The organism is Lysinibacillus sp. NPDC047702 (assembly GCF_050272555.1).
GTDB lineage: Bacteria > Bacillota > Bacilli > Bacillales_A > Planococcaceae > Lysinibacillus.
Map to the genome: position 1 here is coordinate 1 of NZ_JBNNMG010000082.1, position 13500 is coordinate 13500.

The following is a 13500-nucleotide window of genomic DNA, read 5'->3' on the forward strand; positions in this document are numbered from 1 at the left end:
CCACAGGCGTTGATTTAAGTAATTTAACACTGGAGGAGTTGAGAACGATTGCTAATTCTAAGCGATGAGGAAATGAGCGCATTGAAAAACGAAGCAGACAAAGAATTAGCGCGCCGCTTCTATCGTGATTATGTTGAATATGTACTATCTCAGAGAACAACTATTACTGGATAAAAGGAGAATCAAAATGAATCTAGACAATCGTGTAATTTATAACAAAGTAACAGGCGCAGTTATCTATCAAACTGGAGAGGCTACAGGTGATGTAGTTCCGCATGATATAGAGGATTTTTTTTGGCTCCATTGATTATTCAAAATTCTATGTACAGCGTATTGACGAGGCCAGCAATCCAATAATTAAAGAATATCCTAGAGATTTATCACCAGTAGAAATTGAAAATACAAAACTGAAAGAAGATATTGTTATTACAAACAGATTCAGAAGTTGGAGGAATTTTATAATGATAAATCAAATAGTGGACGTATTGCAGTTGAGCGCATTATGGCACAGGGGCTTAATCCAAAAACAAATAAAACTTATGTCATTGATGATGTGACTAACGAGGATTACAAACAAGCCGTGGAGGATTACATTTTAACAGCTACAGAAGGTGTTTAAAGTTTAACTATAAAATAGTTAGAATAAATATCAGAGATTAGTCTTTTAAAAAACAAAAACCCCGAATAGGTTTATTTTTTCTAAAAGTGCAATCTATTCGGGGTTCAGTTTATTTCCCTTTATAACTTTCCATGCTTACTTAGTCTGTGTGTGCTACTGCGCTGATTACAATCAGTTGTTCTGGGGATGCCAAATAATTCACGCCAATTAGGCTACCCGCTGGCCGATGCTGTTCCATGTATTCCTTGAAAAGTCGGATGACTGGCTCAGTGTGTTCTTTTGCATTTGTTAAATAGATTTCCAGATAAGCGAGGTTGGACTTCGTTGCACCAAACCCTTTTAGAACGCGATCTAGATTTTCAAGAGTTTGTCGTGTCTGTGCTTCGACATCGCCATCTCCAACGAATGCACCCTTCGTATTGTGGGAAAATTGCCCCGAAATGTAGATAGTGCCGTTGACACTGTATCCTTGGGAAATACCATGATCCCAGAGATTATGATTGTAGATTTTAACATTAGTCATTTTTTTCTCTCCTTTACTTCAAAGTAATGCCAGTATAAAATGAACGCAAACAAAAAAATAGTACGCACTTTTTCGAAAGGTACTACCAGAAAGGATAGTGTAAATATGGGGATGGCTGACTATAAAGAGAAGGGGAATATTCAAGAAACGCCTTTTGGATATACATTGTCAGTGATTGGTGGTAAATGGAAAATGCTTATTATTTATATTCTTGCAGAAAACTAAACAGTTCGGTTTAATGATTTGAAAAGGAAAATAGGAGCTATTACCTTTAAAACATTAAGTTCACAACTTAAAGAATTGGAAGCAGATGGGATGGTTAATCGGAAAGAGTATCCCCAAATTCCCCCTAAAGTTGAGTACAGTCTCACAGATAAAGCAGAAACTCTATTACCTGTTTTGGAACAGTTATGTGAGTGGGGAGAAAAAAACTCCAGTAATTAAGTACCTTCTGTAAAACTGATGTGATAAATAATCGTTCCATATTGTTCAGTATGTGCAGTGATAATAAAGTTGTTTAAAAATCCTTCTTCCACATAGTTGAAGAAAATATGATAGGATGTACTTTATTAAAAATTTTGTAATAGTAACTAATACAATTAGTTTGGAGGACTTATGAATATAAGTGTAGAGTTAGTCGAGAATTTAATTTCAGAACAATTTCCTCAATGGAAAGATTTGAAAATTGAGCCAGTCAAAAACAGCGGGCATGATAATCGTACATTTCATTTAGGTGAAAAAATGACTGTAAGATTGCCTAGTGGAAAAGCATATGAACCGCAAGTTCAAAAAGAAGCAAAATGGTTACCCATATTAGCAAAGAACTTAACTCTTCCAATTACTGAACCTGTAGGAAAAGGGCATCCAACTACGGAATATCCTTTCGAGTGGTCTGTTAACAGATGGTTATCAGGTGATACAGTTAATAAAAATAATGTTAATTTATCTTTATTTGCAGAAGAATTAGCGAATTTTTTATTGGAGTTCGAAAGAATTAATGCCTCAAATGGACCAATTGCTGGTCCTCATAATTTTTATAGGGGTGGAGATTTAAGTGTCTATGACTCTGAAACAAAGGAAGCTTTAATTAAACTTGAAGGAAAAATTAATGTAAAAAAATGTCATTTTATTTGGCAGCAAGCCCTCTTAAGCAAATGGGAAAGTGAGCTTGTATGGGTACATGGAGATATAGCTCCAGGAAACTTATTGGTTCAAAATGGACATCTGGCAGGTGTTATTGATTTTGGAATCCTAGGTACAGGAGATCCTTCTTGTGATCTAGCTATGGCATGGACATTTTTTGATAAAGATAGTCGAGATGTATTTATTAAAAGTATGAATTTAGATGAAGGTACCTGGAATCGTGCTAAAGGTTGGGCATTATGGAAGGCGTTAATCACTTACAATAGCCTTGATAAAAAAATAAGTGAAAACGCTCGTTATACTATTAATGCAATTCTAAATGATGTGTAAATCCTATAAAAGAATGTTAGATTTATTCGTAGAGCTTAATGTTTGTGAATAAATCTATTTAAACTAACAGAGGGCTTTAGTTTAATAAGAATCAAACAACTTTATTAATGAATTTTAAGTACAAATACCTTTTAAATGTATAGAAATTCATCAACTTTAAAGAGCCTTACTATACTAGATGTAGCAAGGCTCGTATATTTTCAAAACACTCCTTTTTTAATTTCATATGAACAGTTGCGTCACTCAAAAACGAGTGGCGTATTAGAAAGAAGGTGGTTACTTGCTTACTGTTACGGACGGATCACAGGTTGAACCTTTAATAAAAATCGGCACAGACTTTAAAATGGAGCAAATAGTAGACGGTACTTTTACAGTATTGTTTTCTTGTTTTCCTAGTAAAAATAATCCTGGTTACGAACTACTAAAGTCTGAATCAATCATCACTTTGGATGGTAACGATTTTCGTGTGTAGGTTTTTGCTGACAATGTTTATAGCAAATCGGTAACGGCATTAAGTATTTTTTATGACCATTTAAAAACATATAGGCATGGCATATTTGAGGGTAATCACACTTTAAATAATCACATTAATTTTGCTTTACAAGGTACAGGGTGGACATTTACAGCAGATGCAAATATCGCAAATGTCACAAATTATATACGTTCATTTGGTAATGATAACGTTATTAAACCAAAGGAGGAAATCAAAGTGACAAATACAACATGGAATCCAGGTTCTCCAGCTATGAAAACTGAAACAGAAAACTTTATTGCACAGGCAGTTAAAGATGGTATTATTCAGGAATCGCACTTAAAGGATTTGCAGAATGGTACAATGACCACTGATCGTTTAATTGGTCTGTACATTACTATTCAACAGCGTAGAAATGATAAAAAGTAATCGGAATCAGAACGGTACCTGTTAAATTTAATCATAAAAATACTAAATCCCAGGCTCGAAATAAATGAGTTCCTGGGTTTTTTTGAGTTATTCATATAATTATTGTTCGATATGTTTTTCTACTCTCTTACATATTCACGTTAAATGTTTTTTATTCCTTACAATATGATGAGTAATTATCAACATATAACATGATAAGATTACAAAAATATATAATTTATCTATAAAATGTAAATGTTATGTTTTTGTATAGGTATGGTTGTTATACTTAAACCGATATACCAGAAAAATCATAAGTAGGGATTTAATGTAATTTTGTTTTTTTGTGTATGGTGATTAGATTAAAAAACTATTACAAAAAGGGGTTTTTAAAAATGGTTAAGGAAGTTAAGGAGAGAGTATCAACAGTTATATCATCTAATAAGCCACAACCAGGTCAAAATTGGCGATCTAGTGGAGATTTTTCAACATTGAACTTGCCAGCAGGTACGAAGAACCTGTATTGGGAGATAGCGGATGGGACTCCTAATCAGGAATCCATTGAGTTTGATGTAGCGGAAGACAGACGGGGTAGTGACCATACCGTCTTAACTAATGTACAAGACGGTATGTATACACAAGTAGTCTCAAGTGGTTACCTTTATATAGGGAATCCTAGGGGCGCAAGTTCAGATTTCACGATTACCGTTTATGCAGTATATAGGGAATGAGAATAATTCCTCACTTTTAAATCTCAAAAATAATTAAAACCAGAGAAATGATATTATCCCCTTTAGGTTGACAGTGTGAAAAAGCCCATTGTTATAATGGACCTTTCACGGTGAACTGGAGGGGATTTTTCATGGCTAAAAAAGGGCTGACGTTTCAACGGTATACGGTAGAATACAAAGTAGAGGAAGTTCAACTTTATCGGTAGGTGTATTTTATGTGGAGTCCAAGTTCACCAGTTGAAAACTTTATTGCACAGGTGGTTAAAGCTGGTATTATTCAGGAATCGCATAAAGAATGGTACAGTGACCACTGATCGCTTAATTGGCTTGTATATTACGATTCAACAAAGACGAGGTAAATAATACATTTGTTCAGAAGTTGTATAGAGTGAAGTGGTATTTTATAAATGTTGATTCTCTTATTTTATAAAACCTAGGTACTCAATTAATTTTGAACCTGGGTTTTTTCTAATTATTGGGAAGAATGCTTTTCTTTAGCCCATTTTTTAGGAGTTTATTGATTTTGAATAACTTATTAGAGAAGTCGAATAATGACAGAAAATGTAAAACTAAAAAATTACTTTTTTTCCATTAGTTGGGTTATAATTGAGGTAGGTTATCCCCATAAAGTAAAATAAAGGAGGAAATAAATTATGTCAGCACGTGAAGTTCATATTGAAGTTATTAACATTTCAAAAAATGAGTTGCAATTGGAAAGCAAAACTAATCTCGCACATGGGGAATGGGTATCCACACCTACCAATGTTCCTGCAGGCGGTGATGAGAAATTCAGAGCAGATTCCGATGGTTTTATGACAGGTGTTGAAGGTACTATTTTTTATAAAGTGCCTGATGGTGAAATAGCTCTGTATTTTGATAATCCTTATGTAGGTTCTAACGATTCCAGTGCACATAGTTCGTCACCAACTACTCAAGCTAGGGCCATTGGTGGTAGTGGAGATTCTTGCGAAGTGACTTATATAATTTCCAATAAATAAACGATTATTAAAAAAACCAGCAAAGCTGTTTTTTTAGCTGAGCTGGTCTTTTTGTGTTTATTCACCTTGTAATTCCTCTGTATCTGAAGAAAAAACCAAAAAAGAGTAGCTAAAACCCTTTTTTAATTAATTTTATTCCAGAATCGCGCGCGTTTACTTCTATTTTTTTGATATCTTTATATTCACTTGTTCTTTCTTAGAAGATACGTAGTCCAATACTTATGAGAAAAATAGCTGCAATTAAAAAGAAGGGAATGAAAAAGGTTCTAAAGCCTGACCGCATAGAAATTCCTCTTGCTGGATCAACTCCTACTAGTACTCCTCTATGAACTCTTCCATGAATATCTCTGACTTCTACAGCCTGACCTTGGTGTCTACATAGTTGATGCATAGTAACCCTCCTTTCAGAAGCGAATTTTACTTAGGTTCCTACAATAATGAGTAGAACAAACAATACAACAATTAATGCAAAAAAAGTTATCGTTACTTCTCACAGATCAAATCACGTAAGGGAAAATTAAAAGGGTCACACGGAGGAGAGTGACCCTTAATTAAGATTTGAAGGTGTAAAGGATAATTATATTTTACCCTAATAATTATGAGCACTAGGAGCGGTATTGGATTTAATATTTAATGAAACTAACGCCGACAATAATTAAAAGAATGAATAGAACAACAATTAGAGCAAATGATGAGCCAGATCCATAACCACCGCCATATTCAGACATTATGATTTCCCTCCTTTCTATAATCTATTATCTATAATATGAGTGGTTGATAAAATGAACTGCGATAAATATCTACTTAATAAATTTATTTAAAAAAATAAATATCTTTGTTATATATCAAGAGAATTAAAAAAAGGTCACTCTTGTAAAAGTGACCCAATAATAAGGAGGTGTTTGGCTAATAAACTTTAGATTGTTTTTTATTCCTATATTGTGAATAAAAGAGTTTTAGAGATTAATACATGAAAGTAGCGCCGACAATAATTAGAAGAATGAATAGAACAACAATTAGCGCAAAGTTTGAACGAGAGCCGCCATAATTACTACCATAATCTTGTGTAGAAATTTAAGGAGATATTCATCCTAATAAAAAATATTCAGGTGTAAAATTGAGATACTCTTTTTTGTTTAGTGAGTCCGCTTGGAAATAAGTTAAAAATAATGGGCTAAAAATGGTGAATACCTAGCATTTTGTGCTCATTCTTATCTCTTAGCTTAAAAATCTCATTTTTAAAATCAGAAAAAACTAGGTATACACGTCCATACATAGATTTAATCGCTACATATTCTGGCAATAGAGAGCACTCTCTAATACTAAAAAAATGAAAAGAGGGAATTTTTTTTGAGTGGTCAATCAGAAAATCAAAATCAAATACCACCTTGTCCAGTAACATCAACTGAACTAGTACCATTAACTAGTGAGGTTACTCCACTAGCCGCTACACCGGTTACAGCTCCAACTATTAAAATTCCAGTTGTACTTGCAGAACCAACACTTCAAATTGTTGTGGAGTCGGATATTACGCTTAGTCCTGCAGCATCTGAAATCAAAAGAGTGAAAAAAAATGTTTTCCTAAATCAAGTTAAATTAGTACCGGTTAGATTTGCACGTATTGCTAACACAGACTTTTTTAGGGTAACAAGAGCTAAATTGTTTGTAGCAGGGCATATTCGCAAAAATATAGAATATGCTTCAGGGGCTTGTAGTGGAGCACTACAAGATAGAATTGCAGACGTTCCGTTTTCTGGTTTTACAGAACTTTTTTTCCCACAAACACCTGGAGGCACTACTCCAATCTTAGGAATTTCCGAGTTTGCCGAAGCGAACTTCCTGAATGAAAGAACTCAATTGGATGCTCGATTGGATAAGGCTTTCTTCCAAAATCTCGTTAAATACAATGAACAACCATTTGGCGAGTTAGTCGCTGCAAACTTCTTTGAACTTGATTTTTCACCAATTATGGCAGCACCCGAAGGTACATTCAGCACATTGCGTGAAAAAATTGTTCTGGATCTTACAGTAAAAGTACTGCAAGTTCAACAAGTCCGCCTTGGCGCTGGTAGCACTGTAATAACACCTGTTCTTTTCGGACTTACTCCTCCTACTAGTCCTTAATAGTCTTTAGTTTTTAGAGGAACAGAACAAATAAACAGGCAGTTCACTAAAAAATGTGATGAAAAAAAACAACACTGGAATATTTAATGGGTACTGATAAAAATCTAATATTTAATTTGGTAGTTGAAAGTTTGGTTGATATCTGATTTTCAACTGCCTTTTTGTTTTAATAGCAACAATCTTTGAGAAAACAGCCTAATTTTAATAATATTAGATTGAATTTCGATTAGCTCTCAACGTTGTATTTAAATATGTTTTTGATAAAGCCTTTTGGAAATTGTGCATCCCCAATGTCGACTGACCGTTTAATTGAAGTGTATCAATGATTCTGAGTATTTAACTGCTGATACAAAGGTAGTAACACTAATGGAGATGATTAAGGAGCTCTTTAGTGACAGATGAACAGAGAGCGTTACTAAATGAATTAGATACAGCTTTGCGGTTAACTGAAGCAATTTTCCTTGAATATGCTTATCGTCAAGGGATAGAAGATAGCCAAATGATTCATAGAGGCATTGATACGTTTGGAATTAGAGAACCTTTGTATGTGTAAAGAATATAGTTAAAGCACTCTCGTATGAGGGTGTTTTTTCATTGAATGGGGTGAAAAAAATGTAAAGGCATGAAAATAGTATTAAAATCACCTTTATCAATCATGTATATTTATGGATAAGAGGTGGAAACATGTGGTGGAAACTAAAAAAAATTATTGATGATGAAAAGCAAATTGTATACAGATATAGTCGTGAAAATGATGAGTTAGATGGTGAAGTTGCATTTGACAGAGAAACCAATACGTTTCGTTGCATCAAATTAGCAAGTGGTGATACTCAAAGAGGAGTTGAATGGTTCTATCCTCATTTATGGAGAACTATTAGTAAAGAAAATGCTCCAGATGAGCATTTTATAGCAATTGGTTAAAAGCATAAGTATTGAAAGAATTAGAAAGTGCTTGGTTTATAGTGGAATCCATTTTCCTTGAATATAGTTATCGTCAAGGCATAGAAGATAGTCAGATGATTTATAATGAACTGAATAAATTCGGTATTAATATTACAAAAGAAAGTATGAATGTTGTTATATAGTTCAGTACCCCCAGAAGTCCCCCAAAATGGCATACTGGATTATACAATAATACTAAAAATAGAAAATATGATATAATATGAATGCTTGATATTCTTGTAGTCTACTTATAGAAAAGCAAGCATTACGAATACGTTTGAACTCTGGGAGAAAAATACTCCTCCAAAATGGTTGTCATAACAATGAAAAGCCATTCACGCTAGGTCGTGAATGGCTTTTTCTTAGACTATACTGTGTGAATTTTAAAATAATGGTTTTTATATACAAAGCTAGTAGGGAAATATGTAAATAAAAGATTTGATAGCTCTACTATTTTTGTTTTACATATATAGTAATAATTAGTTTGATATTAGGAGGGAATGCATCCTAGGATGTGAAAAGCATGAAACAATTTTTTGGAAAATTAAATAAAATCGATACATTTTCACCGTATTTCTTTTTACCTTTTGTTTTAGTACTCTATTTTTTCACAAGTATGTTTGATTGGCATAAATTTGAACAATTTAATATAACTGTATCGATTTGGCCACCAGTTATTTTAGCAGTAATTTGCTATTACATAGGTGTTTACGTTATTGACAAACTACAATGGACCATTCCTTCATTTGGTCTGTCATTTTTAAGCAAATATGTGATTCATTTTATTGTGTTTCTTACTATACTTGGTTTAGGGGCCTATATATTAATGACTTTTGAAGGTGGATTTGGGATTTCTGATGAGTCTAATCGCCGGAATTTAGATCCAAAGCTGAACTTCTTTAGTCAATTACTATGGTTTGGCGTTTTATTGCTATTGTCGTACAAAATGATATTAGAAAAGCATATGAACTTCAAAAAAGCATGTATATATGGTGCTATTTTCGCGGTAGTTATGTTCTTGTTTTTATTAATGGCTTACCGAACACCCTTAATTATTATGTTGTTTACTGGAATCATTATTTTTCACTACGTAGTGAAACGTGTGAAATTAACGTGGTTTTTAACAACGTTGTTAGTTATTGGTTTTGCATTCTCCATGTTTAGTTTTCTACGTGTAATAATGGAGGATCAATCGTTAGCTTTCAATAAACGAGATCAGCCAGATATAGAGTTGCTGGAAGAAGAGGCAAGGGAGAAGCTATTAACGGCTGAACAAAAGGTGAACTTAACCCCACAATGGATACGTGCCATTAATGCGGAAAGTGTGACTAGTCAGATTGTATTAAGTACAATTATTGAATATACACAACAGGAAGGCTATTTACATGGTCAAATCCATAAAGGAATTTTTAGTACAGTATTACCTGGTGAGCAAACTTCACCTCGAATGAAGGTATCAGAGGTTGTCAATTCGATTAGTGTAGAGAAGGGAATAATTATCACACGTGAAAATCGCACGACTACGCCAACCTTTATTGGTCAATTATTTTTAGATGGCGGCTATTTATTAGTGGCGTTGGGTTTCTTCTTGTATGGTGCCTTAATTTCTCTTGTTTATAATAAGGTGAAACAAGAGGGTATCCGTAGTTTCCATTCAGTTGCCTATGCATTTATCATTACGCTCTTCACAGTTTCGATGCATACAGGATTACTCGATTTAATCTTAGTTTTAATGCTAGGCTTTGTTATCATCGCGTCATCCATTATCAAAATGGATAAACAGACTATTCGTTATTAAAGGAAAAAAGACTATCCCAGCTGGTGATAGTCTTTTTACGTTTCATTATTTATTGCGTGATGCGCTCAAAAAATGCCTGTGTCTTTTCTATATCCGTTACATGCTGATTACAAGATTGGCTATCTGCACAAATATAATTACTATGATTGGTGAAAGTTCCGACGATATTTCCTTTGACAGTGGTTGTCAATAGCCCCACATCAGAATGACGATTGCAAAGGGCACATATACCTCGAATGGTTTTGTTAGAGAATATACCTTTGATTGCTTTTAGTTGTTCACCTTGCTCGATTACGATGTATTTTCGATGAGTACCAGGGTCATCCCAAGCTAAATAACAAATATGCTGAAAATCCATATCTTCAAGCATTGGTAGCTTTAACTTTTTCTCTTTTTTAAATAGGTTTTTCAGTGTACTTGCTGTGACAGCTTTAAAGGGAATAACAAAAGGGAATAATTGTGCTAAATACTCTTCCCCCTGTGCACGATCCGTAACAGTAAAAACCTGTTCGATTAACTTCGCTTGTGCATCAGTTAGCGCTATTTTTGCCGTAATTTCGCTTTCGACAATGCCATGCACGGCAAGGATGACATTTTTATCTTTTGTTGAAGCCAATGCTTGCAATATTTTATTCATTTGTTGTTCAAGTAAATGGTAGTTAGCGACCGTTAAAAACGGCTGTATAGTTTGATTATTCATATGAAATCACTCCTGTGTATTAGGCTTTTAAAAAATGATGGCCTAAAGAGATCATTCAAATCATTTATTTAATTAGACCTCTTTGACCTGTAATAGGGATGGTCTAGAGCATGCATTACAATAGAATGCTTTCATTTTGATACCTCCTTTAATGGAAACATTGGTATAATATGAGGTTTTGAGGTAAGGTGAATCAAATGAGAGACAAAGAAGCGACCAAAAAGTGACCAATCTACTTAACTTGTTAAATATCTTTAAATCTTTAGCTTTATCTTCATCAATCAGGTGACCATAAGTACCTATAGATATACTAACATGAGCATGAATCAATTACTCTTGTGTAGTCTTGAATTACCTTAATTAATTATTACATAAGAGGCGAAGGTATGTCTAAAGTTGTGTAAATTTTTTTATTTCAACTAATTTATTTTAACAAACTTTGACCAGGCTCTTGTTAATGATTTGGGTAATGCGGGATGGAAAAATTGTTAGAACATAGTAAATCCATTTCAGAATCATTAGCTGGCACCATTCATTTTTCTTTGTAACTATCTCTTTTTCTAAGGATGGTTAAAGAGGATTCTTATAATGTATGTAATTGTTCTTACTGAATTTATTTTATTACTGAGTAACTTTCTTCATAAAGTCTAGCTCTTGAGCTATATTGTATTGTGCTTCCTCTGTTGAAAAATCACCATTATAACTATGTGCTAGATTCGATTCTTCAGGAGTAATATATAATGTAACATCTATTCCTAAAGATGATAACTTTTCTTCGAAATCTAATGCTTGATCAGTGAAGGTTGCAAATGTTCCCTCAGTTAAATAAGTACTTGGAAAATCCACATTTACATTTTCAATAACATTTGCTTCAGTTACCTCGGATAGACTTTGAAACTCATTTGAATCAAAATAAGCTCTAATCATCCCGTTGAAAAGCCAGTTTGTAAATGCAAAACCTGTATTATCGACACGTTTTATATCTATTAAAGCACAATTTAAAATAACTCCTTTTATTGTTATATCCTTTGTTACTTTAAATCCATATTTTTCTGCATATTCATTATTAGTTTGAATAATAGATAATTGACCTGCTAATTGACCACCAGCCGATTCACCAGAAATCACAAAGTTATTATTATCGATACCATATTGTTCTGCATTTTCAGCAACATACCCTAGAGCTTCTGTTGCTTGAATAATTGGAACAGGATATAAATAATCAGGAGATAAAGCATAATTCATTGAGACTACAATGTAACCCTCATCAACAAAGTGTTGAACAAATTCTTCATTATCTACTTTATCCCCCCATGCATATCCGCCACCATGTATATTAAAAAGTACTGGTTTTGTAGTTGTTGTATCTCCTTCAGGTACAAAAATATCTAAATAATTATTAGGATAATTACTTGCATAGGGTACATTTCTATATACTTTTGTATTATCACTTAATAACTCTTTTGTTTGTTCAACACGCTCATCATAACTGTATTCAGCACCTAGATAACTTCCTGTAATTTTTAGAAATGGGGCTGGATTAAAATGGTTAAAGGTAATAAACAATAATATGCTTACTGTCATTATAATAACCATCCATTTGAATATTTTTAAAAATTTTTTCATAGTTTTTATACTCCTTTTTATTTGGTCGAAAAGGATACCCCTGAATCTCCAAAAGAATTATCAAATAATTTATTGTCCATATTTGGTACTAGTTTATTGGAGTTATATCGTCAACAAAGTATTTTTATGTAGCTAAAAAGGGAGGATAGATAATTTTTTGTGTCCTTACATTAAAAGGAGGGGATGTCATTGAAGAAGATAATGTTAATTATGTTATTTATAGTTGTATTAGGTGGATGCAGCACTAATAAAGATTTGTTAAATACAGAGTTACAAGGGTCTTTTAATACAATCATAAATAATAATAATGCTACAGTTATAGATTTGAATGAAATAACAAAATTTGATTGGGAAAAAGCATATCTTTTTTCGCCGTATACTCCAAGGGAAAGCATTAACAAGACGGTAGGTTTGAAATTTATAAGTGATAGTAGAATAGATACAAGTGATGATATTTATTTAATTGTATTTATCAATAAAGAGAAGGTCGTTCAATACTCTGAAATTGATAGACATCAGTCAGAGTTTTCTGTTGATAATGGTGCCTATCTTACTCCAGAGAACTCTTTAATAAAAATTACTCGCTCATGATTCATAATCATTACTTCAAAGGAAAAGAATATAGGAGATACTAACTATACGAGTGCAAAATGATGGCTCCTAAGCCGATCTTATAAAAAGGTGAGGATATGATTGTTAGTAGAAAAATTGATTGGCACATTGTTGTAGTCATGTATCAAATTAAATTGGTTGAATAAATTATGGAGGGTTTTACCTATACGAGATTAAAGCCCGTGCTTTACATATTATGACTAATATAATGAAACTGATTGTAGATTAAAACAATTTGATCTTATTCACATAATAAAGAATAAAGGAGAATGATACAATGAGTTTTGTTAATTACTCGAATTGGACTTTATACATTAAACCTTCTTTTGCTCAAGAACCTAATGGAGGTGATTTCCAATGATGCCAGGTGGAATGCCAATGCCAGGTGGAATGCCAATGCCAGGTGGAATGCCAATGCCAGGTGGAATGCCAATGCCAGGTGGAATGCCAATGCCAGGTGGAATGCCAATGCCT

At 33.3% G+C, this 13500-nt stretch carries 18 protein-coding genes and 2 pseudogenes; 13 read left to right on the top strand and 7 right to left on the bottom strand.

The annotated features are described in order from the left end of the window. Positions 1-48: 48 nt before the first annotated feature. Together ACQKIM_RS24815 and ACQKIM_RS24820 are read left to right on the top strand one after the other, a co-directional pair. Entirely contained in the window at positions 49-174 is a 126-nt protein-coding gene (locus ACQKIM_RS24815; RefSeq protein ID WP_427549081.1) for a hypothetical protein, read from the top strand. A 271-nt stretch (positions 175-445) separates the two neighbouring features. After that, complete coding sequence (locus ACQKIM_RS24820; protein WP_427549083.1) at positions 446-619, top strand: hypothetical protein; 174 nt, start codon at positions 446-448, stop codon at positions 617-619. Between the two features lie 139 nt (positions 620-758). Here the strand turns inward: ACQKIM_RS24820 and ACQKIM_RS24825 are convergent, their stop codons facing one another. Continuing rightward, entirely contained in the window at positions 759-1142 is a 384-nt protein-coding gene (locus ACQKIM_RS24825) for a RidA family protein (protein ID WP_427549084.1), read from the bottom strand. Positions 1143-1247: 105 nt separating this feature from the next. Here ACQKIM_RS24825 and ACQKIM_RS24830 point away from each other — a divergent pair. The 6 genes and pseudogenes from ACQKIM_RS24830 (at position 1248) to ACQKIM_RS24855 (ending at position 5224) form a co-directional block, all read left to right on the top strand. Next, positions 1248-1586, top strand: a pseudogene (locus ACQKIM_RS24830) (winged helix-turn-helix transcriptional regulator). A 171-nt stretch (positions 1587-1757) separates the two neighbouring features. Beyond that, positions 1758-2615, top strand: coding sequence for an aminoglycoside phosphotransferase family protein (locus ACQKIM_RS24835; protein WP_427549085.1), 858 nt, complete (start codon positions 1758-1760; stop codon positions 2613-2615). 280 nt (positions 2616-2895) lie between these two features. Beyond that, the gene (locus ACQKIM_RS24840; RefSeq protein ID WP_427549087.1) at positions 2896-3087 is read left to right on the top strand and encodes a hypothetical protein; all 192 of its coding nucleotides are present in this window, start codon (positions 2896-2898) and stop codon (positions 3085-3087) included. 237 nt (positions 3088-3324) lie between these two features. Then, positions 3325-3516 carry a hypothetical protein gene (locus ACQKIM_RS24845; RefSeq protein WP_427549089.1) on the top strand — a complete coding sequence of 64 codons (192 nt, stop codon included), beginning with the start codon at positions 3325-3327 and terminating at the stop codon, positions 3514-3516. A gap of 374 nt (positions 3517-3890) precedes the next feature. After that, positions 3891-4226, top strand: coding sequence for a DeoR family transcriptional regulator (locus ACQKIM_RS24850; protein WP_427549091.1), 336 nt, complete (start codon positions 3891-3893; stop codon positions 4224-4226). A gap of 653 nt (positions 4227-4879) precedes the next feature. Next, complete coding sequence (locus ACQKIM_RS24855; RefSeq protein ID WP_427549093.1) at positions 4880-5224, top strand: aegerolysin family protein; 345 nt, start codon at positions 4880-4882, stop codon at positions 5222-5224. A gap of 196 nt (positions 5225-5420) precedes the next feature. On the opposite strand, the gene ACQKIM_RS24860 is transcribed toward ACQKIM_RS24855, so the two are convergent. From ACQKIM_RS24860 to ACQKIM_RS24875, 4 genes and pseudogenes are all read right to left on the bottom strand, one after another. Continuing rightward, the gene (locus ACQKIM_RS24860) at positions 5421-5615 is read right to left on the bottom strand and encodes a hypothetical protein (protein ID WP_427549095.1); all 195 of its coding nucleotides are present in this window, start codon (positions 5613-5615) and stop codon (positions 5421-5423) included. 30 nt (positions 5616-5645) lie between these two features. Beyond that, a pseudogene (locus ACQKIM_RS24865) lies at positions 5646-5705 on the bottom strand (YjcZ family sporulation protein); the annotation flags it as partial. Between the two features lie 142 nt (positions 5706-5847). After that, positions 5848-5952: a YjcZ family sporulation protein gene (locus tag ACQKIM_RS24870; RefSeq protein ID WP_427549097.1), complete on the bottom strand. Its 105-nt coding sequence runs from the start codon at positions 5950-5952 to the stop codon at positions 5848-5850. A gap of 235 nt (positions 5953-6187) precedes the next feature. Beyond that, positions 6188-6298: a YjcZ family sporulation protein gene (locus tag ACQKIM_RS24875; RefSeq protein WP_427549123.1), complete on the bottom strand. Its 111-nt coding sequence runs from the start codon at positions 6296-6298 to the stop codon at positions 6188-6190. A gap of 276 nt (positions 6299-6574) precedes the next feature. Between ACQKIM_RS24875 and ACQKIM_RS24880 the strand changes: the two genes are divergently transcribed. The 4 genes from ACQKIM_RS24880 (at position 6575) to ACQKIM_RS24895 (ending at position 10088) form a co-directional block, all read left to right on the top strand. Next, a complete protein-coding gene (locus ACQKIM_RS24880) occupies positions 6575-7348 on the top strand; it encodes a CsxC family protein (RefSeq protein WP_427549099.1) in 774 nt (257 codons plus the stop codon). A 391-nt stretch (positions 7349-7739) separates the two neighbouring features. Beyond that, complete coding sequence (locus ACQKIM_RS24885) at positions 7740-7901, top strand: hypothetical protein (RefSeq protein WP_427549101.1); 162 nt, start codon at positions 7740-7742, stop codon at positions 7899-7901. 131 nt (positions 7902-8032) lie between these two features. After that, positions 8033-8269 (top strand): hypothetical protein, encoded by a 237-nt coding sequence (locus ACQKIM_RS24890; RefSeq protein WP_427549103.1) that lies wholly within the window; start codon positions 8033-8035, stop codon positions 8267-8269. 544 nt (positions 8270-8813) lie between these two features. Next, positions 8814-10088 (top strand): oligosaccharide repeat unit polymerase, encoded by a 1275-nt coding sequence (locus ACQKIM_RS24895; RefSeq protein WP_427549104.1) that lies wholly within the window; start codon positions 8814-8816, stop codon positions 10086-10088. Positions 10089-10137: 49 nt separating this feature from the next. Here ACQKIM_RS24895 and ACQKIM_RS24900 read toward each other — a convergent pair whose 3' ends face one another. Together ACQKIM_RS24900 and ACQKIM_RS24905 are read right to left on the bottom strand one after the other, a co-directional pair. Next, positions 10138-10788: a FusB/FusC family EF-G-binding protein gene (locus ACQKIM_RS24900; RefSeq protein ID WP_427549106.1), complete on the bottom strand. Its 651-nt coding sequence runs from the start codon at positions 10786-10788 to the stop codon at positions 10138-10140. A 621-nt stretch (positions 10789-11409) separates the two neighbouring features. Continuing rightward, entirely contained in the window at positions 11410-12414 is a 1005-nt protein-coding gene (locus ACQKIM_RS24905) for an alpha/beta hydrolase (protein ID WP_427549108.1), read from the bottom strand. 189 nt (positions 12415-12603) lie between these two features. Between ACQKIM_RS24905 and ACQKIM_RS24910 the strand changes: the two genes are divergently transcribed. Continuing rightward, entirely contained in the window at positions 12604-13005 is a 402-nt protein-coding gene (locus ACQKIM_RS24910; RefSeq protein WP_427549110.1) for a hypothetical protein, read from the top strand. The last annotated feature ends 495 nt before the right edge of the window (positions 13006-13500 follow it).

Excerpts from the sequence above, each read along its gene's own strand:
- ACQKIM_RS24825 (WP_427549084.1), bottom strand. The coding sequence starts at position 1,142 with ATGACTAATGTTAAAATCTACAATCATAATCTCTGGGATCATGGTATT.
- ACQKIM_RS24835 (WP_427549085.1), top strand. The coding sequence starts at position 1,758 with ATGAATATAAGTGTAGAGTTAGTCGAGAATTTAATTTCAGAACAATTT.
- ACQKIM_RS24850 (WP_427549091.1), top strand. The coding sequence starts at position 3,891 with ATGGTTAAGGAAGTTAAGGAGAGAGTATCAACAGTTATATCATCTAAT.
- ACQKIM_RS24855 (WP_427549093.1), top strand. The coding sequence starts at position 4,880 with ATGTCAGCACGTGAAGTTCATATTGAAGTTATTAACATTTCAAAAAAT.
- ACQKIM_RS24860 (WP_427549095.1), bottom strand. The coding sequence starts at position 5,615 with ATGCATCAACTATGTAGACACCAAGGTCAGGCTGTAGAAGTCAGAGAT.
- ACQKIM_RS24870 (WP_427549097.1), bottom strand. The coding sequence starts at position 5,952 with ATGTCTGAATATGGCGGTGGTTATGGATCTGGCTCATCATTTGCTCTA.
- ACQKIM_RS24890 (WP_427549103.1), top strand. The coding sequence starts at position 8,033 with ATGTGGTGGAAACTAAAAAAAATTATTGATGATGAAAAGCAAATTGTA.
- ACQKIM_RS24895 (WP_427549104.1), top strand. The coding sequence starts at position 8,814 with ATGAAACAATTTTTTGGAAAATTAAATAAAATCGATACATTTTCACCG.
- ACQKIM_RS24900 (WP_427549106.1), bottom strand. The coding sequence starts at position 10,788 with ATGAATAATCAAACTATACAGCCGTTTTTAACGGTCGCTAACTACCAT.
- ACQKIM_RS24905 (WP_427549108.1), bottom strand. The coding sequence starts at position 12,414 with ATGAAAAAATTTTTAAAAATATTCAAATGGATGGTTATTATAATGACA.